Here is a 22,712-nt window from a genome sequence, read left to right as displayed (position 1 = left end):
GCTGCAACGGCGCGCGGCGCGCTGCGGCACGCAACGCCGTGCCGCGATGCTCACCCTCAATTGCGCGCGCTTTCCAGCTTGAACACGCTGACCACCTGCGCAAGGCGCGCGGCCTGATCGCGCAACTCGGCCGCTGCAAGTTCCGCTTCGCCGACAATCGTAGCGTTCTGCTGCGTGGCTTCGCCGATCTGCGTGACGGCGAGATTCACCTGTTCGATGCCGCCCGATTGCTCGCGCGAGGCGACGCTGATTTCGCCCATGATCGCGCGGACCTGGCTGACCTGTTGAACGATGCCCTGCATCGTCGAACTGGCTTCTTCGGCGATCCGGAAGCCGCTTTGCACGGTCGCCGTGGAACTCGCGATCAGGCTCTCGATCTCCTTCACCGAGGCCGCGCTGCGCTGCGCCAGCGCGCGCACTTCCGAGGCCACGACCGCGAAGCCCTTGCCGTGCTCGCCGGCGCGCGCCGCTTCCACGGCGGCGTTCAGCGCGAGGATATTGGTCTGGAAGGCGATGCCCTCGATCACGGTCGTGATCTCGGCGATTTTCTGCGACGAGCGGCTGATCTCGCCCATGGTCGACACCACGCGTTCAACCGCGCGGCCGCCTTCGAGCGCGGCGTCGGCGGCGCGCGTGACGAGCGTGTTGGCTTGCGCGGCGTGGTCGGCGTTCTGCTGCACCGTCGAGGTGATCTCTTCCATGCTCGCCGCCGTTTCTTCGAGGCTGCTCGCCTGCGTGGCGATCCGCGCGGCAATATTGCCGCTGCCGGTGGCGATCTTTTCGGTGCCGTGGGACATGTCCGTCGATGCATTGCGCACCTGCGAAACAATGCGCGCGAGTCCTTCGCCGATGCCGTCGATCGACTGCATCAGGCGGCCAATTTCATCGGCGCGCGCGTTTGCGCCATTCGCCACGCGCACGCTCAGATCGCCCGAGGCGAAACGTTCGGACGCCTTGGCGGCTTCTTCGAGCGGACGGCTCACGAGGCGCCGCACCGCAATCAGAAACACCACCGCGAACACGCCGACGAGGATGAAGCCGAGCAGTAGAAATTCATTGCGGGTGGCGACGACGTCGGCCATCACTTCGTCGCGCGGCGCGACGCCGCCAACCAGCCATTGCCATTCCGGCACGGTAACGAACGACACGAACTTGTCGCGCGAGCCGCGCTCGCCGAGCGTGGCGTCGGCCGAGCTGTATTCGAGCTGGCCGTCCTTCATGTCGAGCATCTGCTGATACGGTGCGTTCGCGTTGTCGGCGTTCTGGCCGGCCGCTGCCGGATGCACGATCAGCTTGCCGCGATCCGCGCCCTTCGACGCATCGACAACAAAGTAGTAACCGCTGTCGCCGATCTTCAGATTGCGAATCCCGTCTTCGACCGACTGAATTTCCTTGTCCACATTGACGCCGACAAACAGCGCGCCGATCACGCGGCCGCTCGCGTCGGTGATCGGGCGGTACTGGGTGATCAAACGTTTGCCGAAGAGCGCGGCGAGTCCCGTATAGGGTTTGTTCGCGAGGAGCAGTGCGTAGGCCGGTGCCTTGCGGTCGAGCAGCGTGCCGATGGCGCGCGAGCCGTCCTGTTTCTTCAGCGAAGTGGTAACGCGTACGAAGTCGTCGCCATTGCGCGCGAATACGGTGGCGACCGCGCCGCTGCGTTCGAGAAACAGATCGGGGATGGAAAAGTCCAGGTTCAGGACTTTGTCGCCCGCCTTGATGGTCGGCGTGGCGATACCGCCGATATCGACTTTCTGGGTCTCGTCGAGCGTGTAGCCGGTGGGCAGGAAACTCGCGAACAGCGACATCGAGCGGTCGACCTCGTTCGATAAGGCCTTGTCGAACAACTTGATCATCGCGGCGATCGAGCGGTCTTTATCGGCGATGCGTTCGAGCACCTGGTCGCTGATCTGCTTGCCGGCGGTGCGGGTGAGCGCCCAAGTGAACGCGGCGAAGATCAACGCGACCAGCACGCACGACAGGATAGCGAGCCGCGCGCCAACGCTGGCACGGCGCAAAGAGAGAAATTCCATGGGCGGTTGCGGAGTAAAGAAGCACAAGCGGAATGCCTGGTCCATGCATAGGCATGACCGGCATCGATGGCTGGTTTACGGCCGCTGCGTCCGCCTTCTTTAAAAATTCGAAAGTAGTTCGTAATAACCGTACGGCGCACAGGGTATTTAGGCTCGTACTCGCTTAGCGTGCCGAACCATCCTGCGCACCGCGCCACGTGCGCAGCAGCAGCGCATTGGTGACTACGCTGACGCTCGAAAACGCCATTGCCGCGCCGGCCAGCATCGGGTTCAGCAGGCCGAAGGCGGCCAGCGGAATGCCGATCAGGTTATAGACGAAGGCCCAGAACAGGTTCTGCTGGATCTTGCGCCAGGTCCTGCGTGAGATGTCGATGGCGTCGGCCACCAGCGCCGGATCGCCGCGCATCAGCGTGATGCCGGCTGCATGCATGGCGACGTCGGTGCCGGTCGCCATGGCAATGCCGATGTCGGCGGCGGCGAGCGCGGGCGCGTCGTTGATGCCGTCGCCGGCCATCGCGACAATGCCGGCGCTGCGAATTTTCAGGTCGCGGATAACGCGGGCTTTGTCGTCGGGCAGCACTTCCGCGTGGAATTCGTCGATGCCGAGCGCCTTGGCGACGCTCGCCGCGCTGCCGCGGTTGTCGCCGGTGACCAGCACGCTCGTGATGCCCATGCGTGCCAGCCGTTCGATGGCTGCGCGCGCCGTCGGTTTGACGGTGTCGCCGAATGCGATCAATGCCAGAGCCGCGGGCGCTTGCGGATCGCGCTGCATGAGCCAGGAGACGGTGTTGCCCGCGGCCTCGAGTTCGTGAGCCCGCGCGGCAAGTTCAGGCGGCAATTCGATGCCGAGTTCGTTGAGCCAGCGTCCGCTGCCCAGCGCGAGCGTGCGGCCGTCGACTTCCGCTTCGACGCCGCGGCCCGCGACCGCGCGTGCGGCGCTGGCGTGCAGCGCGCGCGTCTGCGTGGGAGCCGCAACGGTGTCGCCAATCGCCGCGGGCATGTCGGCGGGCTGCGTCGTAGCTGCTTCATAGGCTTTGACCACTGCGCGAGCCAGCGGATGATCGCTGTTGCGCTGAACCGCTGCCGCAAGCTCCAGCGCCTCTGCGCGGCTGATGTCGCCAATCGGCTCGAACGCGGTGACGGACGGCTGGCCGAGCGTCAGCGTGCCGGTTTTGTCGAACGCGACAATCGTCACCCGATGCGCGGTTTCCAGTGCCTCGGCGTCTTTGATCAGCACGCCGCGCCGCGCCGCGACGCCGGTGCCGGCCATGATGGCCGCCGGCGTGGCCAGTCCGAGCGCGCACGGGCACGCGATCACCAGCACGGCGACCGCGTTCAGAATCGCGGTTTCGCCGCCCGCGCCGGCGATCAGCCAGCCTACCAATGTGAGCGCGGCAATCGCCAGGATCGCCGGCACGAAGATTTCGCTGACCCGATCGACCAGCCGCTGGATCGGCGCCTTCTCGGCCTGCGCGCTTTCCACGAGGCGGATGATGCGCGCAAGCGTGGTTTCCGCGCCGATCGCCGTGGTCGTCACGGCAATCGCGCCTTCACCGTTGATCGAGCCGGCAGTGACCGGGTCGGCCACCTGCTTCGGCACCGGCAGGCTTTCGCCGGTGATCAGGGATTCGTCGATATGCGTGCGGCCTTCGAGCACCGCGCCGTCGACCGGCACGCGCTCGCCAGGACGCACGAGCACCACCGTGCCGACCCGCACTTGCGCGAGCGGCACGTCGCGCTCGTCGGCGCCGACACGAATGCGCGCGCGATCGGGGCGCAGCGCGTTGAGGGCGCGGATGGCGTCGGTGGTCTGGCGTTTGGCGCGTGCTTCGAGCCACTTGCCGAAGCGCACCAGCGTAATCACGACCGCCGACGCTTCGAAATACAGATGCATCATGTCGCCGGGATGGGTCGCCAGTTCGTAGACGCTGATGCCATACGCCGCCGATGTGCCGAGTGCCACCAGCAAGTCCATGTTGCCCGCGCCGGCCTGCACCGCTCGATAGGCCGCGCGATAGAAGCGCGCGCCGAACACGAACTGCACGATCGAGGCGAGCGCGAATTGCAGCCAGGGCGACAGCATTGCGTGCAAACCGAACCATTCGCCGACCATCGGCACGGCGAGCGGCAGCGTCAGGACGGCCGAGGCGAGCACGGCGGCCAGCTCGCGGCGGGTCTGATCGAGCTTGCGGTCGGCGGACGCGGCCTCGTCGGCGGCGGTGGAGGTATCCGGCGGTGCGCTCAACGTCGCTTCGTAGCCCGCTTTCTTGACGGCGGCGATCAGCGCGTCCGGGCCGGCGGCTGCGCCGTCCAGATCGACAGTCGCGGTTTCAGTCGCCAGATTCACCGACGCGCTCACGACGCCCGGCACTTTGGCGAGCGCCTTTTCGACGCGCATCGCGCACGAGGCGCAAGTCATGCCGCCGATGTCGAGTTCGGTGGTGTGGGCGGAAGCGTCGGCGGCATCCGCGGGGCGCTGGGCGGTGGCAAGTTCGGTCATGGTAGGCAAGGCTCGTGGCGGCATCAGGCCGCATCATGAGGCCAGTATTGACCTTCCCATAATGGGAAGGTCAAGGACGAATTGCAGTGCGTGCTTTAACCGCGCCGGTATGGCGCTGATTTATCGCGGAAACGTCCGCTCAGAAGGCGGGCGGCGCGTTCAGCATGGCCTGGCCGACCGCCTGCTGTTCGTCGCTTGAGCGCGCCAGCAGGGTGTCGGCCGCGCCGCGCCGGTCGGCCGCCGCCTTGTTCTGACCGAGCTTCCACTTGCCGACGAGGCGCGTCACCTCGATTTCGATGCCGACGATCGCACCGAGCATCTGCGCGATGAAGTCGGCGGGCGCGTCGCCCATTTTCCAGGGCACCGGTTCGCCTGCTTCCATCTTGCGGGTCAGGCGCGCGACGAGGCCGCGCACGAAAGACTCGTCGTCGCGCACGACGATCCGGCCGTGCGCATGCACCACCATATAGTTATAAGTCGGCACCTGCCGATGCGCCTCGTGCTTGCTCGGATACCAGTTCGGCGAGATGTAGGCGGCCGGGCCCTGAAAGATCACGAGCGCTTCCGGGTTCGCCGCGGCTTCCTGCCACACGGGATTGGCGCGGGCGACGTGAGCGCGGAGGATGCCGTGCGTCTCACCCGTCGCCGCATCGGACTGGCTCCCCGCAGCGGGCGCTTCGAATTCGAACGGCAAATGATTCGCGTCGAGCCCGTTCGGCCCGTGAGTAATCAACGCGCCGAAGGGCTGCTCGGCGATCAGGCGGTGGAGAACCTCTGAACGGTTCTCTTCGAAATGGGCAGGCATGTACATGAAGCGCTCCGGATACGAGGGGGCGAAAGAGCAGCGATGAAAGTCGCCCGAGGCTTCGACGCCCGGGCGGATGTAATAAAAAAACGTCAACGGTACTGCAAAAAGGACTGTATGCGCGCGCGAACCGGCGCTATTGCTGCCTTTGCGCTTGCCTGGTGACCAAGGATACGATACAACCCGGTGTTGTCGGCATCGCGAACCGCGGACTGGATGCGTTGGGCTTTGGGAGGCCGCGCAAGCAGGGTTCGTCGCGCACCGGCGTCTCCCTTAGGACCACACGTTCCGCCACCTGAACGAATGATAAAAAATCGCCGAGAGCTGTACTCGAGTCATTGGACCTGCGCATCGCTCGCAGGCCTCGTATTTCTGGCGGGTTGCGCGTCGACTCCCACCGCAACGCAGAAATCCACCGGTTGGATCAAGGACGAAGTCGCCGATTCGTACGTATTCGGCTATCCGTTGGTGCTGATGGGTGTCGCGCGCGACGCGGCGGTCGGCACCGATCCGGGCCGCGCGCCGCTCAATACCCTGCGCCACGCTCAGGCATTGCCGCCGATCGGCGCAGCCAATCCGATGCAGCCGAGTCTCGATACGTTCGATTCGACCGGCTGGCTGGACCTCGGCAGTGAACCGGTGATCGTGGCGCTGCCCGACTCGCACGGCCGCTACGTGGATGCCCGCGTGCTCGACATGTGGACTAACGTGGTCTGGTCGACCAGCTCGCAGTTCGCCACTCGTGCGGCTGGCATCAAGCCGCAGGCGATCGCCTTCGTCGGCCCGGGCTGGCAGGGCGAGTTGCCCAAAGGCGTGAAGCGGGTCGACGTGCCGACTCGCAATGCATGGGTGAGCGTGCGTATCCAGTCGAACGGCACACGTGATCTGACGGCAGTCCGCAAGCTGCAGCGCGCCATTCGCGTCGCGCCGCTGAGCGTCTACGCGGGCGACACGCGTTCTGCCTCCATCGCACCCGCGCGCAGCAATGCCGCCGATGCCGCCGTGCCTGCTTCTGGCACGCCGGCCGCGCAAGTCGCCGCGCTCGATGCCAATGGGTTCTTCAACCGGCTCGCGCAGGCCTTGCCCGACAATCCGCCGACGCCGGCCGATCCGCACGCGCTCAAATTCCTTTCCGACCTCGGCGTGACGCCCGGCGAGCCGGTCAAGCTGCCGAATGCGCCGGAAGCCATTACGGCGGGTCTTGCCGACGGTCATGAGCGCGTCGTCACGCCGCCGTCCAATCTGCTGAACGGCAACGGCTGGAGCTGGTTCGGCGACGGCGTGGGCACCTACGGTCCCGACTACGCGCTGCGCGCCTATGCCGCATACGCGCAACCGGGTATCGGCACGAAAGACGACGAAGTTCGCGCGGTCGTCACCCAGGACAGCGACGGTCGTGCGCTCAACGGCGCAAACCGCTACGTGATCCACTTCGCGCCGAATCAGTTGCCGCCGGTGCGCGGCTTCTGGTCGATCACCGCCTACACGAAGGACGGCGCGTTGGGCGAAAGCGCGCCGGCGCGTCTCGCGGTCGGCGACCGCAATGGCGCGCGCCGCAATCGCGATGGCTCGCTCGACGTGACCGTGTCGTCCGCTCGCAGCAAGAGCGGCAACTGGCTGCCGGCGCCGCGCGCCGATCTGCAACTCGTGCTGCGTCTGTACGCGCCCAAGGCGCAAGCCACCGACGGCAGTTGGCAACCGCCGGCCGTCGTGCGTCAGTGATAGCAGCGTGTCCGTGACGTGACAGCCGTGCTTCAATAGCGGCCGGCTAGAGACGACCCGCGGACTACTCGCTAACAACCCGCTAACGCATCGAGCAAAGCATGTCCGCCAATTCACCGCGGCGGGCATGCGGCGCTATCGCGCAGGGGAATGTGTAAGCCTCGCCTTACATTTATATCCCGCGAAACATTCAAGACTTATACTGCCGCTTGCGGGATTTTCGTTTTCGCGGCGGGCTTGCCGCCGCACTACCCAAGACCGAGCATGGCAAGCCTTAATAAAGCATCACTAGCATCGTCCATGCAGACCGTGCGCGATGTCGCGCAGTCGCGCCGCACCCGGCGTGTCATTACCGGCCTGCTGATCTTCCTCGTATTGTTCGGTCTGCTGGGCTTCTTTGCTGCACCGCCGCTGATTCGCCACATTGCCGAGCAGCAGCTCAGCAAACAACTGGACCGTCCCGCCACCATCGGCCGTATTGCGCTCAATCCGTATACGCTCCGGCTCGAAGCCGATCGCGTGCATATTGGCGAGCGCGGCGGCGCGGGTGACTTCGTGGATATCTCGCGGCTCATCGTGCAGCCGTCATGGAGTTCGCTGTTTCGCGCGGCGCCGATCATCGACGAAGTGCAGCTCGATTCGCCGCGCTTCCATATTGTTCGTTACGACGCGCAGCGTTTCAATTTCACGGATCTGATCGAGAAATTCTCGAAGCAGCCGGCCAAGCCTGATAGCAAACCGACGCTATTTTCCGTATCGAACATTCGCCTCGAAAACGGCCAGATCACATTCGACGACAAGCTCCTCGGCGCCACGCACGTCATCGATCAATGGAAGCTCGGCATTCCGTTCATCGCTACGCTGCCTTCGAAAACCGATATCTTCGTCGAGCCGCTGCTGCGGGCGCGCATCGACGGCAGTCCGCTTGCCATCGACGGTAAGACCAAGCCGTTTGCCGCGTCGCGTGAGTCCGAGGTGTCGTTGCGCTTCGACGGGCTCGATGTGCCGCGTCTCATCTCCTACGTGCCGACCAAACTGCCGGTGATCGTGCAGTCCGGCAAACTGTCCACTGATCTCAAGCTCAACTTCGTGGTCTCCAACGACGCGCCTTCGCTGCGCGTGGCGGGCACCGTGGATATGAACGACGTGGACGTGCAGGATCAAAGCAAGGCGCCGTTCTTCGCGGCGCGCGCCGTGCATGTGGCCGCCGCCACGCTGGAGCCGTTCAAGAGCCTTTATCACTTGGACGAGATCCGTATCGACGCGCCCACCGCCAATCTCGCGCGTGATAAAGACGGCGTGCTGAGCGTCGAGAAGATGTTCGCGCCGGAACCGGCTGCTGCTGCCGCACAACCGGCCGCAAGCGCGCCGCTTGCCGCATCCGCCGCCAATGCCGCCGCCGCGAAGGCCGCGCCGCCACTGGACCTGGCGATCAAGCGCTTCGTGCTCAATGACGGCACCGTCAATGTTCGCGACAACGCCGCCTCGCGTCCCGTCGATGTCGGTATGCAAAAGCTGGCCGTGACGCTGACCGATTTTTCGACGCTCGCCACCGCACCCGCTCATTACACGCTCAATACCGATTTCAAGGACAGCGGTGGATCCCTTGGTGTGGCCGGCGCGTTCGGCTTCGTGGCGAAAACGGCGAGCGCGAAGCTCGACCTGAAGGCGTTGAACCTGCCCAGGTTGCAACCGTACCTCGACACCGCGACCGCGGCGCAAGTCATGGACGGCACGCTCTCCGCCACGGCCAATATCGGCGCGAACTGGTCGAAGTTGCCGGCGGCCGTGATGGTCACCGACACACAGGTGAACCTGCAGTCGCTGAAGCTCGCGGCGCGCGGCAGCAAGGATCCGGTGATTGCGCTCACGCAAGGCAGCGTAAAGGTCAAGCAGGTGGATGTGACGGCGCGCACCGCCGAAGTGACCAGCATCGACACGACCGGGCTAGCGGTCGATGCCCAGCGTCTGAAAGACGGCAGCATCAACCTCGCCGCGCTTGGCGGACAGCACGAAGCCACGCCGGAGCGCACCGCGATCCATGCGGTCAAGAAGGCGCACGCGGAAGGGCCCGCGTGGCGTTACAAGATCGGCGAGTTGAGCCTGAAGGACGCCACCGCCAATTTCACGGACAACACCACGCCGCAGCCGGTGAAACTGAACATCACGCCGCTGCAACTGAAGGTGCAGAACATCAGCGACGACCTGAGCCGTCCGCTGCCGGTCGATCTGCAGGCCACGCTGAACAAGAAGGGCACGCTGGGCGTCAAGGGTGACGTGACGGCGACGCCGCTCAAGGTGGCCGTCAAAGTGAATGCCAACCGGCTCGACGCGGCGGCCTTCGAACCGTACTTCGGCAGCAAGCTGAATGCGGTGATCGCGAGCGCGCTGCTCAATGCGGACGGCGATCTCGCGTTGAGCCAGGCGAAGTCGCTGAAGGCGACCTATCGCGGCGACATGGCGCTCGTCGAAGTGCGCATGCTAGACAAGGCGACCTCGGATCCATTCGCGGGATGGGGCTCGCTCGCGTTGTCCAACCTGAAAGCCGATTACGACGAGCATGGCACCGTGGTCGACGCGGGCCGCGTCACGTTCACGAAGTTCTATGGTCGCGTGCTGCTCGACGCGCAGGGCAAGCTCAACCTCAAGGACGTTGTCGCGCACGAATCCGGCGCCGCGCAATCGCTGACGCGCGACAAGAGTGGCGCCGAACCCGTGCCGCTGACGCCGCAAGCGGCTTCGACGGTGGCGGCCGCATCCGCACCGCCGCCGGCGTCGGCCGCAAACGCCACGGTCACGGCTGCTACGCCGCCGCAAAGCCCGGTCAAGCTGCACTTCGGCCAACTGGTTCTGCAACAGGGCCGCGTGACGTACACGGACAATTTCATCAAGCCGAATTTCACGGCGAACCTGGTCGGCATTCAGGGCACCGTCGGCGCGTTCGGCACGCAATCCACCACATCCGCGCCGGTCGACATCGCCGCGAAGTTGGCTGCCAACGGTCCGCTGTCGATTCGCGGCACGGTCAATCCGCTGATTGCGAAACCGGCGCTCGATCTCACGGCGGTCGCGCACGATATCGAGCTGACCAATCTCACGCCGTATTCGGCGAAATATGCCGGTTATCCGATCACCAAGGGCAAGCTGAATGTCGATCTGCACTACCAGCTCGAAAACGATCAACTGAACGCGAACAATCACATTTTCATCGATCAACTCACGTTCGGCGATCACGTCGACAACAATACGGCGACCAAACTGCCCGTGCGTCTCGCGATCTCGCTGCTGAAGAACTCGCGCGGCGAAATTGACGTGAACCTGCCGGTGTCCGGCTCGCTGTCGAATCCGGAATTCAGCATTGGCGGCCTGATCTGGCATGCGGTGCTCAATCTGCTCCAAAAAGCGGTGACTGCGCCGTTCTCTCTGATCGCCAATGCGTTCGGCGGCAATGGCGAGGAGTTGGGTTATGTCGAGTTCGAGCCGGGCTCGGCGAAACTCACGGACGCCGACACCCAGAAACTCGACACGATCGTGAAGGCGTTGAGCGACAAGCCGTCGATTCGCATGGACCTGATTGGCCGCGTCGATCCGGCTGTGGACGAACCCGCGTTGCGCACCGGCTATGTGGACCGCCTCGTCAAGCAGCAAAAGATCAAGGACGTGGTGGGCAATGGCGAGAGCGTCGATCTCTCGACCGTCACCGTTGATCCGAAGGAGTACGACAAGTACCTGAGCAAGGCCTACAAATCGGCGGACTTCAAGAAACCGCGTAACTTTGTCGGCCTGACCAAGAGCTTGCCGGACGACGACATGAAGAGCGCGCTCGCCGCCAACGCACCGATCGATGACGCCAGCCTGCGCCAGCTCGCGCAACAGCGGGCGCAGAGCGTGCAGCAGTATCTGGACGGCAAGATCGACAGCAGCCGCGTGTTCATCGTCGCGCCGAAGCTGACCGCGGACGGCATCAAGGACAAGGGCGCGACGACGCGAGTCGACTTCGGCCTGAAGTGAGCAAACTCAGACCTGGCGCTCAAGCGGCGCGCGTCGGCGTCTTCAATGCGGTTTGCTCGATGACGCGCGCAAGGGTGTCGAACGCGGGACCAATCTTGTCGTTCGGCACACAGGCATAGCCGAGAAGCAGTCCGCGCCGCGCGGGCGGGTCGCTGCTGTAGTAGCTCGCGAGCGGGCGCACGATGACGCCGGCGTCGAAAGCGGCGGCCGTCACCGCGCGATCGTTCGCGTGATCCGGCAAGCCGAGCACCAGATGCAGCCCGGCTTCATCGCCCATTACCGGCAACTCGGTGCCGAAACGCGCGGTGATCGCGTCGATCAGAATCTGCCGGCGCTCGCCGTATAGCGCACGCATGCGCCGAACGTGCGAGGTGAGGTGGCCGTCCATGATGAAGTCGGTCATCACCGCTTGCTGCATCAACTGACCTTCGCGGTATAACTCGGCCACGCCCGTGCGGAACGTGTCCACCAGATGCTCCGGCGCGATCATGTAGCCGATCCGCAGGCCCGGAAACAGCATCTTCCCCAGACTGCCGACGTAGATCACCTGGCCGGCATCGTCGAGTCCTTGCAGCGAGGCGAGCGGACGGCTGCCGTAGCGGAACTCGCTGTCGTAATCGTCCTCGATGATCCACACGTTGTGCTGGCGCGCGTATTCGAGCAGCGTGCGGCGGCGCGCGAGGCTCATCACCATGCCGAGCGGATATTGATGCGACGGCGTGACGAGTGCGAGCCGCGGCGGCTGTTGCAAATCCTGTTCGCGCGGATTCAGACCTTCGTCATCCACCGGCACCGGCACAAGGGTAATCCCCGATGACTGCAGCACACTACGCGCGCCCCAATAGCAGGGTTCTTCGACCCACGCGCGGTCGCCCACATCGGTCAACAGGCGCACAGCCAGATCGATCGATTGATGAATGCCGGTGGTGATGATGATCTGATCGGGCGTGCAATTCACCGAGCGCGCGACGCGCAGGTAATCCGACAATGCCCGCCGCAATGGCCGGTAGCCACCGCCTGGCGCGTAGGTCAGCAGATCGGGATTGGCTTCCTTCCACAAACGCGCCTGCAAGCGGCTCCACGTGCGCGCGGGAAATTCCGCGACGTCGGGCACACCCGGCATGAACGCGCCCCATTGTTTGGCGGACACGCCGGCTTTATCGATCAGGCGCCGTCCGCGAGTCGACAGGTCGCCCAGATCGCGCTTCGGCGGCTTCGGGGTTTCCGTGGCCGTACTGCCTGCCTTGTCGACGCTCGCCACCGCCGGCTTCTTGCGCGTATTCACGGCTGCCGTGTCCGGCCTCGTGTCGGCGACGTAAGTGCCGCTGCCGGTGGTCGAGATCACGTAGCCCTCAGCGGTCAACTGATCGTAGACGTGCAGGACCGTGTTGCGCGCAATGCCGAGGTCTTCGGCGAGCGTGCGCGAACTGGGCAGTTTGGTGCCCGGCGGCAACTGGCCGGTCAGAATGGCTTGCTGCATGAGCCGCAACGTCTGCCTGTAGACCGGTTCGGCGGCCGTGCGGTCGAGCCTCGCGGCCAGCCAATCCGACAAGATCACGGTGTCCAAGTGGTTCTATCCGGAATAATGAAATGGTTCCATATTGTAGAACCGTAACGGTCTATAGTGAGCCACGCAATGGATGCAATCCCGCTGCTTTGCGGGGGAGCCAGCCGGACCGCAGAGGAGACTTAACCGATGAAAACCGATGACGTGATCGTCAGCTTTCGGGGTGTGCGCAAGACGTACGACGGCGAAACGCTGGTCGTCAAACAACTTGATCTGGATATCTATCAGGGCGAATTTCTGACCCTGCTCGGGCCGTCCGGATCCGGGAAAACCACCTGCCTGATGATGCTGGCGGGTTTTGAGTTTCCCACCGGCGGCGAGATCTGGCTGGACGGCACGCTGCTCAACACAGTGCCACCGCATAAGCGCAACATTGGCATGGTGTTTCAGAACTATGCGTTGTTTCCGCATCTGACAGTCGAACAGAACGTTGCCTATCCATTGACCGTGCGCAAGATTTCGGCGCAGGAGCGCGCGGAACGCACCCATAACGCGTTGAAGATGGTGCGCATGGAGAGCTTCGCAAAGCGCTATCCCGCGCAACTTTCAGGCGGACAGCAGCAGCGCATCGCGCTCGCCCGCGCGCTGGTGTTCGAACCGAAGCTCGTGCTGATGGACGAGCCGCTCGGCGCGCTGGACAAACAGTTGCGCGAACACATGCAGTACGAACTTAAATCATTGCACGAGAAACTCGGCGTGACGTTCGTGTACGTCACGCACGATCAGGGCGAGGCACTGACCATGTCCGACCGCGTCGCCGTGTTCGATAAAGGCATCGTGCAGCAACTCGATACCGTCGATCGGCTGTACGAATCGCCATGCAATGAGTTCGTGGCGAACTTCATCGGCGACAGCAACAAGCTGCGCGGCACGATCGCGAATGTCGAGGGTGAGTTCTGCGAATTCCGTCTGAGCGACGGCACGCGGCTCACCGGTCGCAATATCGGCGGCGCGCGGGCGGGTACGCCGGCGGTTGCATGTATTCGCCCCGAGCGCATGAAGCTCGCCAACGGCCTGTCACGGCCGGGCGCCAACGCGCTGGCCGGCGAGGCACGCGGGCTGATCTATTTCGGCGACCACGTGCGCATGCGTTGTGGTTTGCATGAACAGGACGAGTGCTTCGTCAAGGTGCCGCTCGGCACCGACGCGCTCGACACCTTCGCGCCCGGCGCGCCGGTCGCACTGGAGTTCGCACCCGAGCATCTGCGGGTATTCGCAGGGGCGTGAATGCGCCGGACACGCACTGTGTTCGACGCAGGCAGGTCAGATCAGGCCGCACATAACAAAGTCGCACTGTATTGAGCTGGAAGCACACCACCAAAGGAGAGCAACACACCATGAGCAAGATCGGGAAATCGCGCTGCGCCATCGCTGTCGGTGCTGTGGCGCTCGCACTGGGCGCCGCGCAAGTCAATGCGGCCGAATTGACGGTCGTCAATTTCGGCGGCGCGAATGGCGACGCGCAAAAGGTCGCCTTCAACCAGCCGTTCGAAAAGGAGACCAGCAATAAAGTCACCGCTGTCGAATACAACGGTGAGCAGGCCAAAGTGAAAGCGATGGTCGAAGCCAAGCATGTGAACTGGGATGTGGTGGAAGTCGAATCGGGCGATATCGGCCGCGGCTGTGATGAAGGGCTGTACGAGAAACTCGACTGGTCGAAGATCGGCAAGAAGTCCGATCTGATTCCCGAAGCACCGCAAACCTGCGGCGTGGGCTTCTTCGTGTGGTCGACGGCGCTCGCATACAACGCCGACAAACTGAAAACGGCGCCGACCGGCTGGGCCGATTTCTGGGACGTCAAGAAATTCCCGGGCAAGCGCGCCATGCGCAAGGGCGCGCGCTATAACCTCGAATTCGCGTTGATGGCCGACGGCGTGCCGCCGAAGGAAGTCTACAAGGTGCTCGCCACCAAGGCAGGCCAGGACCGCGCGTTCAAGAAGCTTGACGAACTGAAGCCGAACATTCAGTGGTGGGAAGCAGGCGCGCAGCCGCCGCAATTCCTCGTGGCGGGCGACGTGGTGATGTCCACGGCGTACAACGGCCGGATCGACGCCGCGCAGAAGGAAGGCAAGAACCTGAAGGTGGTGTGGAACGGCAGCATCTACGACCTCGACTACTGGGCGATTCCGAAGGGCACGCCAAACAAGGCGCTGGCCGAGAAGTACATCGCCTATTCGATTTCGTCGAAGCCGCAACAGGACTACGCGCACAACATTGCGTACGGTCCGGTGAACGTGACGGCCATCAAGGCGCTCGATCCGAAGACGCTCTCCAATCTGCCGAACTCGCCGGCTAACGGCAAGAACGCGGTGCTGCAGAACCTCGCGTTCTGGACCGATCATGGCGATGAACTGGAGCAACGCTTTTCGTCGTGGGCTTCGAAGTAGGGCGTGAGGTGTGAAGACGCGGGTTGACCTAGGGTGAACCCGCGCTGGGTTGTTGTAGTGAACGCATGGGACCCGAGTAAGCGCTAAAGCGCTAACTCGGGTCGACAGCTTTGCATGGGGCAGGAGTAAGCGCTAAAGCGCTAACTCCCGCCGACAAAGGAGACGGGTTTGACCTCGATGACCATTGCTGCCGATTCGACGCCTGAATCAAGTGGCCGGCTCAAGCGCGAGCTGAAGGCCGCGGAATCCAGAAAGCGGGCCATGGCCCTGCTGCTGATCGCGCCGCTCGCGATCTTTCTGCTGCTGATCTTTGTCGTGCCAATCGGCGCGCTGCTCACGCGTGCCGCGCAGAATCCCGAAGTGGTCAACGCGCTGCCGCATACCCTCGCGGCGTTGAGCGCCTGGGATCGCAAGAGCACGCCACCAGACGCCGCCTATACTGCCCTGGCCGTCGACCTCGCCGCAGTCGCCGACAGCGACGGCATGGGCGCACTCGCGCGACGCCTGAACGTCGAGATTCCGGGTTATCGCTCGCTGATTGCCAAATCCGCGCACGCAATGCCGTTCGTCGACGACAACAGCAAACCCTTGCAGCTGACGCCCGCCCAGGTCCACGCCAAATTCGTCGAACTGGACGAACGCTGGAACGACATTACGTACTGGCAAGCAATAGCCAAAAACTCCGGCGCGTATTCGCCGTTCTATTTGCTTGCTTCACTGGATCACAAACAGGACGCGTTTGGCCACATCATCCCGACCGATCCCGATCAACAGATCTACTTGGCCGTGTTCAGCCGCACCTTTGTTATCGGCGCCGCGGTAACGGTCTTCGCGCTGTTGCTCGGCTACCCGCTTGCATACTGGATTTCCACGCTGCCCGAACGTCGCGCGAATCTGGTGATGATTCTCGTGCTGATTCCATTCTGGACCTCGATCCTCGTGCGCGTGGCAGCATGGATCGTGATTCTGCAAAGCGAGGGGCTGGTGAACAAAGCGTTGATCGGCAGCGGGCTGTTGCATGACCCGCTGTCGCTGCTGTTCAACCGCACCGGCGTCTACATTTCGATGACGCATATTCTGCTGCCGTTCATGATCCTGCCGCTCTATAGCGTGATGAAGTCGATCCCGCCGACCTATCAGCGCGCCGCGGTCTCGCTCGGCAGCCATCCGTTCGCCGCATTCTGGCGCGTGTATGTGCCGCAGACCTATCCGGGCATCGGCGCGGGTGCGCTGCTGGTCTTCATTCTGGCAATCGGCTACTACATCACGCCGGCCTTGCTCGGCGGACCGAACGATCAGATGGTCAGCTACTACGTTGCGTACTACACCAACGTGACGATCAACTGGGGCATGGCGTGCGCGCTCGGCGGTCTGCTGCTCGCCGCCACACTCGTGCTGTATGTCATTTACGGGCGCTTCACGCGTTCGTCACTGAGCCTCGGCTGAACGGAGTTTATTGCGATGAAACTTGCCAAGCCATTGTTCGCCCCGCATACGTCATGGGTCGAGCGCGTCTGGTATTTCGCGCTGCGCGGTCTTGCCGTGCTGACGTTGCTGTATCTCATCTTGCCCGTGCTGGCGATCGTGCCGCTCTCGTTTTCGTCGAGCACGTTCCTGGTGTATCCAATTCCGGGCTGGTCGCTGCGCTGGTATCAGAACCTGATCGCATCCGATGAATGGCGCATGGCCGCCAAGAACAGCTTTATCGTCGCGCCTTCGGCGACGGTGGTCGCAACCGTGCTCGGCACGCTCGCGGCAATCGGACTGACCAAAGCGAATTTCCGCGGCAAAGGCTTGCTCATGGCGATCCTGATCTCGCCGATGATCGTGCCGGTGGTGGTGGTCGGCGTGGGCATGTATCTGTTCTTTGCGCCGCTCGGGCTGGCCAATACGTACATCGGGCTGATTCTCGCGCATGCGTCGCTCGGTGTGCCCTTTGTCGTGACGACGGTCGCGGCGACGTTGCAGGGGTTCAATTACAACCTGGTGCGGGCGAGTTTGTCGCTTGGCGCGAATCCGTTGAAGACGTTTTTCCGCATCACGTTGCCGGTGATCGCGCCGGGCGTGATTTCGGGTGCACTGTTCGCATTCGCGACTTCATTCGACGAAGTCGTCGTGACACTGTTCCTTGCGGGCGCGGATCAGACTACGTTGCCCCGTCAGATGTTCACCGGCATTCGGGAAAACATCAGCCCGACTATCGCGGCGCTGGCGACAATTCTGATTGTGTTCTCGACCAGCCTGTTGCTGGCGCTCGAGTGGCTGCGTGGGCGAAACGCAGCACGGGCGGTCAAGGCCTGAATGCAATGCGAACGGCAACGTGTTGTTGTTCGCATCGCATGATGCGCAACAAATTTCAGACGATATTCTAAGATTGTTCCCATTCCCTGCGTATCAGCGTCTCTTCATACTCGTAGCCGTCGATAAGAAGATGCGCTCGTCGCAGAGAATCAATGAAACACCAGCTAACGGTGCTTGTGTGCGCGCTGGCCTTGACAGCCTGCGCGGACCACGCCGCGCGTGAACGGCTCGGCATCCAGGATGCCACGTTGCTGCAAACCGGCTTCGGCGCCACGCAAGACGAAGCCGCAGGCGCGGTCAACGCGCAATGGGTCAGCACCTACGCACCCATCGCAAGCAGTAGTGCGGCGCTGACCAGTCTGCAAGCGCGGCTCGATCGGTTGCCGGGCGACAAGAACGGCTATTTTCACGCCAAGGCGCAATGCTGGATCACTGCCGCCAAACAGGCGCACCAAGCTAACGACCACTGGGGCTTCGTCGAAGAAGCGATCGGCCAGGCGGCCACGATCACGCTCAGTCTGGAGAATGGCACGCCGTTATCCGCAGCCAATCCCGCCCTGCGCACGGTGTCCACGGTGCGCCCCGATCTGTGGAAAATCGTCAATACCATCAAGTCGGATCCCGCCGTCGCTTCATGTCCGCCGGCGCAGCTGCCGCTCGCATGCGCTGAAGTCGAACTGATGCAAGCCGGGCATGACGCATGGCGCCGCAGCTTCACCAACGCCGAGAAGCGCTTGCCGGAGGTACAGGACAACTTGCGCCAATCGGCGCAACGGGCTCTGCAATGCGGGCAGCCAATACCAACCCCGCCAACGGCTGCTGCCTCTGCTGCAAAGTCGCCGCAAAAGATCACACTAAAGGCCGATTCGCTTTTCCGCTCCAACGGCGGCGAAGAAGCCGCCATCTTGCCTGCCGGCAAGCGCCAGCTTGATGACGTGGCGACAGACCTTAGAGACGTTCCCGCATTGCACGCGCTGAAGATCACCGGCTACGCCGACCGCCTCGGCGACAAGTCATACAACCTTGGCTTGTCGTTGCGACGTGCGCGCACGGTCGAGCGATATCTGCGAGCGCATGGCGTGAGCTTGCCGATGACCGCGCTGGGCAGAGGCAGTGCGGACCCGCTGGTCGATTGCCGGCAGACCCGGCGTGATGCCTTGAGGCGATGCCTCGCGCCCAATCGCCGCGTCGAGATCGAACTTGTCTCGGCGCGTTCCTAGTGCCCTTGCAGCTAACACGATCCTGCGTTCCGGCGTGCGAACAACAGCGCGCAGAAGGTCGATCGTTTCGACGAGTCCGTGTCGTACCACCATTCGCCACGGGCAATTGTGCCCGCACACATACGTGCGTTCTCAAGCTTGACGCTGACAACAATCGGCGTCGCAACGCGTGTTCAGAAGGATTAGGAGATATGTCAACTATTCTGGTTATCGATGACCATCCGGCGTTCCGTATGGTCATCAAAATGCAGCTCATGCAATTGCTCGGCGTGGAAGAAGTGATCGAGGCCGACAACGGCCAGACCGCCGTGGAGATGGCCCGGGTGCACACCCCGGAACTCGCCATACTGGATCTCGACATTCCGCGCATTAGTGGGCTCGATGTGATTCCGCGTCTCAGGCTCGTTCATCCACCCATTCGAGTGATGGTGTTGTCGGGCCACGACCCGGCCACGTTCGCGCCGCGCGCAATGCGCTCGGGCGTCCACGGTTTCGTGGGCAAGTCGCAGGAAATGAAAGAGATCATGCGCGGCGTGGAGGCGGTGCTGGCCGGCTATACCGTGTTCCCCGTGGCGGCCAACGGAGCCGGCATAGCGGCGGCCGCTGGTGCCGGCGGGGAAGAGCAAAGGATCGGACTGCTGTCGGATAAAGAACTCGTGATACTGCAGATGCTCTCGAAAGGCATGTCGAACAAGGCGATTGGAGATGCCTTGTTCATCAGCAACAAAACCGTCAGCAGCCACAAGACGCGCATCATGCAAAAGCTCGGTGTCAAATCGCTCGTTGAACTCATCGATCTGGCGCGGCGTTGCCGGATCGCCTCCGTGCAATGAAAGTCACTGGTGCGACAAACCAGGTCGTGCCTGCCGGCGACCCTTCCATGTTCCGGCAGAAAGCGCTGGAACTGGCGGGTGGCGACCAGGTCACCGCTCGGCGTCTGCTCGAAATGATCGCGCAGACCAATCGAACGTCGCTCGCCGCGTTGCATGACAGTTTCAGGGCGGCTTCATGGGATAGCGTGGGCAGCGCGGCACATCGGATTGCGGGATCGGCGCGTATGCTCGAATGCCACGAGGGGATCACGCTGCTGACGCGGCTGGAAGCGGCGGCGCGTAAGCGCGATATCGTGCTCGCAACGGCACTGCTGCCGCGTGTGGCCGACGCGCTTGGAGAGTTCGACACGTCGATCGGAAAAGCGCTGACCAGTACCGACTAGCGGGGATTCGGGAGCGCTTCTTCGCCAGGTTACGTTCAGTCGGCGCCGCCGGAGCCCACCAGGAGAAAGCGTCCCCGAGTGCCGCTGGAGACCGCTTGCACCAATGCCGGTCCGGGAGAAGACGAGGCGTCCCGATACCACCGGTATCGCGCGATCACTTTGGGCACGTAAGCCATGGTTTCCGCATACGGCGGTATCTGTCCGCCGTATCTTTGTACGGCACCTTCACCTGCGTTGTATGCCGCCAAGGCAAGCGGAAGGCCGCCGAACTGGCGCATCAGTTCTTTCAGGTAGCGTGCTCCGGCCGCGATGTTCTGGCGCGGATCAAACAGATTGGACGCGCCGTGCTGCGCGCCCGTGGCGGGCATCAACTGCATGAGACCTGTTGCGCCCTTGGGCGACACGGCTAGCGGATTGCCACCGGACTCCACCTCGATGACCGCCATCAGCAGCGCGCTGTCCACATCGGCGGCGTGGGCGGCTTCGCTGATGATCGGCGAAAGTGCCATGACACGCGAAGCGGCCGAAGCGGAGATTTGCCGTGCCGCGTCGTTCCATGCCACGCTGCCTGGCTGGAGCACGACAGACTGCGCGCCGGCGTCGCCGGATGCCGCAACGGGTGCGACCGTTGCCGCGCGCGCCGGCGGCGCGATGGCATCTTCGCCGCGTGTCATTCCACCAATCATCATGACCACGCCAGTCGAGCGACGTTCGTGCGCGGTGGTGGTGGTGGCGGTGGCGGTGACGTCGGCGGCCTTGGCTCCGAGCGGCACACACGCACTCGCGGCGATCAGGCCGCCGAGCAGCAGTGCACGGCTCGGCGTCATGCTGCATCCCTTTGCCCTTGGGCCTCGCAACGCAGGTAGTTCGTCCTCAACGTGATGCGACATCAATTGCCCGTCGGGTTCGGAGCGTCGTTCAATGCGGATGCCCTAAGCGGCGACTGCATACGCACCATCGCCTCAGAATCGAGCGCGATCGGCCAGTGGCCAGTCGCGATACCGTCAGCGAGTTTGGTCTTGCAGAGATAGTCACCCTGTTGCGGATCGCCGTACGGATCCTGACTCAAGTTGGCCGGCTCACGAGTCAGAATGCCTCCCGCACCGATCGTGCCGATCACGTTGGTGGCGTAATAGATCACTTTGTTCACCACGGGCACGTACATGTTGTAGCAGTAGTGCACATGAATTTTCAGCAGGTTGGCGTCCTGGATGTTCATGTGCGACGTTGCACCCGGTGGTACGGAGGAATCGCGATACATCAGCGAGTCGTTGGGTATCTCCGAATAGGTCGCCGCCTGGTCCGCATAGTAGCGCGGTCGCGAATAGTCCTGAATGGCCGCGGGAGTCGGGTTGAGCACGGTGATGCTGCTGAATCTGGTGGCGTCGGCTTGCGCGCTCGCGAGCGCCGCTGCGACGCCGTCGGCGCTTGCGTGATGCACGTAAATGGGCGCTAGTCCGCGTGCGAGACCGCTGCGCATGGACTGCATCGAGCCGTGGTTGACCGCGCCTTCGCGCGCGGCCTCCAGAACGGCCACGTCCAGCGTCGACTTCGCCTGATAGAGCAGCACGAACTGCAGAATGCCAAAACAGACGAACAGCAGAGCGGGTGCGACGATGATGAATTCTGTCATCGACTGACCCGACTGCGTGGTCCCGCGTGCATTGCCGATCAGTCTCGTGTGGCGGCTCGGAATCCGCAACGAATTTAAGGATGGACGTTTCACGAGGTCGCCTCGAATACAAGTGGGTCGCCGATAGCCAGTCCATGCCGGCGCGCCGAGTCGGCCGACATTTCCAGGGTGTGGCTCGCGCGCAGGCTGAACACCATGCGCCGCTTGGGGACGCAGTGATGGATCGCGACCACGCGCTGCTGCCGGTCGAGAAACACCACGTCGATGGCAAAGCGCATGCCGAAGGTGTGGACCGATCCGCAACGATTGAGTAGCAGCGCCTCGCCGGACGCGAGCGCGGCGCGCCCCAGCAGACCGCGCATGCGTTCCCCCGCGGTCTCGGTGATCGACACTTCGATGCCGATGTCGCGTCCACGAACGAGAAGGCGTGCTGACTTCACAGCAAACCCTCCTGGACGAACTTCATCGCGATCGGGAATCCCAGCACAATGAACGTGATGGGAAAAAAGAACGCCAGCAGCGGGAACACGAGTTTCACGGGCGCTTCCATCGCCTGTTTTTCGGCCCGCTGGAAGCGTTCCGAGCGGCGCTGTTCGGACTGGAAGCGCAACGACTTCGCGAGCCCTGAACCCATTCGTTCCGCTTGCACGACGGTGCCCACCAGATTCGTGACTTCCTTGATGCGCAACCGGTCGTCGAGTCGGCGCAGCGCCTCCATGCGGTTCAGGCCGGACTTGAGGTCACGCAGCACGTGTTCGAGCTCCCGGCGCAACGGACCTTCCGGGCCTTTTTCAACGGCCTTCTGAATTGCACCGTTGATATTGAGGCCGGCTTCGACGGCGAGCGTCAGAAAGTCGAGATAGATCGGCAGATGTTTGAGAATCTGACCGACGCGACGGCGGCGCACGTTGCGCGTCCAGATGCGCGGATAGAAGTAGCCGAGGACGGCGACGGAAATCATCACCAGCAGCGAGAACCAGCCTACCAACAGCATCAGCAACAGCGTAACGAGCGACGCCAGAACCGAAGCGATAATCGACAACGCGATGAACTGGCGCGCGTTCATCAGGAATGTGAGCGAGGTGAGCCGCAATTGCAGATCGGTCTTTTCCACCAGCTTTGCGCTGAACGAGTTGCCGAAATGGTGAACCACAAAATTGACGAGTGGCCACAGCGGACGAAGCGATTTCGGCAATGGGTCGAGGAAGATGCGGTCCTCTTCGGGCACGGCGCCGGCTAGGCCGTTGAGCGACTTGCAGCCGACGGCGATAAATACGATCAAGCCGAAGCTGACCATAAAGGCAATGAATAGCAGCATAG

Annotated in this window: 17 protein-coding genes; 9 read left to right on the top strand and 8 right to left on the bottom strand. The window is 63.2% G+C overall.

What is annotated here, in order from left to right:
• Positions 1-56: 56 nt before the first annotated feature.
• The 3 genes from BLW71_RS28895 to BLW71_RS28885 form a co-directional block, all read right to left on the bottom strand.
• Positions 57-2,030: a methyl-accepting chemotaxis protein gene (locus BLW71_RS28895; protein WP_091805073.1), complete on the bottom strand. Its 1,974-nt coding sequence runs from the start codon at positions 2,028-2,030 to the stop codon at positions 57-59.
• A 163-nt stretch (positions 2,031-2,193) separates the two neighbouring features.
• Positions 2,194-4,530: a heavy metal translocating P-type ATPase gene (locus tag BLW71_RS28890; RefSeq protein WP_286162146.1), complete on the bottom strand. Its 2,337-nt coding sequence runs from the start codon at positions 4,528-4,530 to the stop codon at positions 2,194-2,196.
• 139 nt (positions 4,531-4,669) lie between these two features.
• Positions 4,670-5,341, bottom strand: a complete 672-nt coding sequence (locus BLW71_RS28885; protein ID WP_091809014.1) for an FMN-binding negative transcriptional regulator — start codon at positions 5,339-5,341, stop codon at positions 4,670-4,672.
• 297 nt (positions 5,342-5,638) lie between these two features.
• Between BLW71_RS28885 and BLW71_RS28880 the strand changes: the two genes are divergently transcribed.
• Positions 5,639-7,057 carry a DUF1254 domain-containing protein gene (locus tag BLW71_RS28880; RefSeq protein ID WP_091805067.1) on the top strand — a complete coding sequence of 473 codons (1,419 nt, stop codon included), beginning with the start codon at positions 5,639-5,641 and terminating at the stop codon, positions 7,055-7,057.
• Between the two features lie 264 nt (positions 7,058-7,321).
• A complete protein-coding gene (locus BLW71_RS28875) occupies positions 7,322-11,068 on the top strand; it encodes a DUF748 domain-containing protein (RefSeq protein ID WP_091805064.1) in 3,747 nt (1,248 codons plus the stop codon).
• Between the two features lie 19 nt (positions 11,069-11,087).
• Here BLW71_RS28875 and pdxR read toward each other — a convergent pair whose 3' ends face one another.
• Positions 11,088-12,635 (bottom strand): MocR-like pyridoxine biosynthesis transcription factor PdxR, encoded by a 1,548-nt coding sequence (gene pdxR / locus BLW71_RS28870; protein WP_091805061.1) that lies wholly within the window; start codon positions 12,633-12,635, stop codon positions 11,088-11,090.
• Positions 12,636-12,764: 129 nt separating this feature from the next.
• On the opposite strand from pdxR, the gene BLW71_RS28865 reads away from it, so the two are divergent.
• The 7 genes from BLW71_RS28865 (at position 12,765) to BLW71_RS28835 (ending at position 19,759) form a co-directional block, all read left to right on the top strand.
• Complete coding sequence (locus BLW71_RS28865) at positions 12,765-13,862, top strand: ABC transporter ATP-binding protein (RefSeq protein ID WP_091805058.1); 1,098 nt, start codon at positions 12,765-12,767, stop codon at positions 13,860-13,862.
• A 110-nt stretch (positions 13,863-13,972) separates the two neighbouring features.
• On the top strand, positions 13,973-15,022 hold the full coding sequence (locus BLW71_RS28860; protein ID WP_091805055.1) for an ABC transporter substrate-binding protein: 1,050 nt from the start codon (positions 13,973-13,975) through the stop codon (positions 15,020-15,022).
• Positions 15,023-15,199: 177 nt separating this feature from the next.
• Positions 15,200-16,468, top strand: a complete 1,269-nt coding sequence (locus BLW71_RS28855) for an ABC transporter permease (RefSeq protein ID WP_177205196.1) — start codon at positions 15,200-15,202, stop codon at positions 16,466-16,468.
• A gap of 15 nt (positions 16,469-16,483) precedes the next feature.
• Positions 16,484-17,323, top strand: coding sequence for an ABC transporter permease (locus tag BLW71_RS28850; protein ID WP_091805049.1), 840 nt, complete (start codon positions 16,484-16,486; stop codon positions 17,321-17,323).
• A gap of 152 nt (positions 17,324-17,475) precedes the next feature.
• On the top strand, positions 17,476-18,543 hold the full coding sequence (locus BLW71_RS28845; protein WP_091805046.1) for an OmpA family protein: 1,068 nt from the start codon (positions 17,476-17,478) through the stop codon (positions 18,541-18,543).
• 191 nt (positions 18,544-18,734) lie between these two features.
• Positions 18,735-19,376 carry a response regulator transcription factor gene (locus BLW71_RS28840; RefSeq protein WP_091805042.1) on the top strand — a complete coding sequence of 214 codons (642 nt, stop codon included), beginning with the start codon at positions 18,735-18,737 and terminating at the stop codon, positions 19,374-19,376.
• Positions 19,373-19,759, top strand: coding sequence for an Hpt domain-containing protein (locus BLW71_RS28835; protein ID WP_091804962.1), 387 nt, complete (start codon positions 19,373-19,375; stop codon positions 19,757-19,759). The genes BLW71_RS28840 and BLW71_RS28835 overlap by 4 nt, the downstream gene beginning before the upstream one ends.
• A gap of 35 nt (positions 19,760-19,794) precedes the next feature.
• On the opposite strand, the gene BLW71_RS28830 is transcribed toward BLW71_RS28835, so the two are convergent.
• The 4 genes from BLW71_RS28830 to BLW71_RS28815 all read right to left on the bottom strand — a co-directional run bounded on the left by BLW71_RS28830 (position 19,795) and on the right by BLW71_RS28815 (position 22,710).
• Entirely contained in the window at positions 19,795-20,586 is a 792-nt protein-coding gene (locus BLW71_RS28830; RefSeq protein ID WP_286162145.1) for a lytic transglycosylase domain-containing protein, read from the bottom strand.
• A 62-nt stretch (positions 20,587-20,648) separates the two neighbouring features.
• Complete coding sequence (locus tag BLW71_RS28825) at positions 20,649-21,392, bottom strand: TadE family protein (RefSeq protein WP_177205195.1); 744 nt, start codon at positions 21,390-21,392, stop codon at positions 20,649-20,651.
• Positions 21,393-21,481: 89 nt separating this feature from the next.
• Positions 21,482-21,832: a DUF192 domain-containing protein gene (locus tag BLW71_RS28820; RefSeq protein ID WP_091804955.1), complete on the bottom strand. Its 351-nt coding sequence runs from the start codon at positions 21,830-21,832 to the stop codon at positions 21,482-21,484.
• A complete protein-coding gene (locus tag BLW71_RS28815; RefSeq protein WP_091804952.1) occupies positions 21,829-22,710 on the bottom strand; it encodes a type II secretion system F family protein in 882 nt (293 codons plus the stop codon). Before BLW71_RS28815 ends, BLW71_RS28820 begins: the two co-directional genes overlap by 4 nt.
• Positions 22,711-22,712: the final 2 nt, after the last annotated feature.

It is taken from the genome of Burkholderia sp. WP9, from assembly GCF_900104795.1.
GTDB lineage: Bacteria > Pseudomonadota > Gammaproteobacteria > Burkholderiales > Burkholderiaceae > Paraburkholderia.
Note: the sequence above shows the minus strand (reverse complement) of the source record. Positions and strands in the feature narration are given on the sequence as shown.

Excerpts from the sequence above, each read along its gene's own strand:
- BLW71_RS28895 (WP_091805073.1), bottom strand. The coding sequence starts at position 2,030 with ATGGAATTTCTCTCTTTGCGCCGTGCCAGCGTTGGCGCGCGGCTCGCT.
- BLW71_RS28840 (WP_091805042.1), top strand. The coding sequence starts at position 18,735 with ATGTCAACTATTCTGGTTATCGATGACCATCCGGCGTTCCGTATGGTC.
- BLW71_RS28885 (WP_091809014.1), bottom strand. The coding sequence starts at position 5,341 with ATGTACATGCCTGCCCATTTCGAAGAGAACCGTTCAGAGGTTCTCCAC.
- BLW71_RS28890 (WP_286162146.1), bottom strand. The coding sequence starts at position 4,530 with ATGACCGAACTTGCCACCGCCCAGCGCCCCGCGGATGCCGCCGACGCT.
- BLW71_RS28875 (WP_091805064.1), top strand. The coding sequence starts at position 7,322 with ATGGCAAGCCTTAATAAAGCATCACTAGCATCGTCCATGCAGACCGTG.
- BLW71_RS28830 (WP_286162145.1), bottom strand. The coding sequence starts at position 20,586 with ATGACGCCGAGCCGTGCACTGCTGCTCGGCGGCCTGATCGCCGCGAGT.
- BLW71_RS28865 (WP_091805058.1), top strand. The coding sequence starts at position 12,765 with ATGAAAACCGATGACGTGATCGTCAGCTTTCGGGGTGTGCGCAAGACG.
- BLW71_RS28835 (WP_091804962.1), top strand. The coding sequence starts at position 19,373 with ATGAAAGTCACTGGTGCGACAAACCAGGTCGTGCCTGCCGGCGACCCT.
- BLW71_RS28855 (WP_177205196.1), top strand. The coding sequence starts at position 15,200 with ATGACCATTGCTGCCGATTCGACGCCTGAATCAAGTGGCCGGCTCAAG.
- BLW71_RS28850 (WP_091805049.1), top strand. The coding sequence starts at position 16,484 with ATGAAACTTGCCAAGCCATTGTTCGCCCCGCATACGTCATGGGTCGAG.
- BLW71_RS28845 (WP_091805046.1), top strand. The coding sequence starts at position 17,476 with ATGAAACACCAGCTAACGGTGCTTGTGTGCGCGCTGGCCTTGACAGCC.
- BLW71_RS28880 (WP_091805067.1), top strand. The coding sequence starts at position 5,639 with ATGATAAAAAATCGCCGAGAGCTGTACTCGAGTCATTGGACCTGCGCA.
- BLW71_RS28860 (WP_091805055.1), top strand. The coding sequence starts at position 13,973 with ATGAGCAAGATCGGGAAATCGCGCTGCGCCATCGCTGTCGGTGCTGTG.
- BLW71_RS28825 (WP_177205195.1), bottom strand. The coding sequence starts at position 21,392 with ATGACAGAATTCATCATCGTCGCACCCGCTCTGCTGTTCGTCTGTTTT.
- BLW71_RS28815 (WP_091804952.1), bottom strand. The coding sequence starts at position 22,710 with ATGCTGCTATTCATTGCCTTTATGGTCAGCTTCGGCTTGATCGTATTT.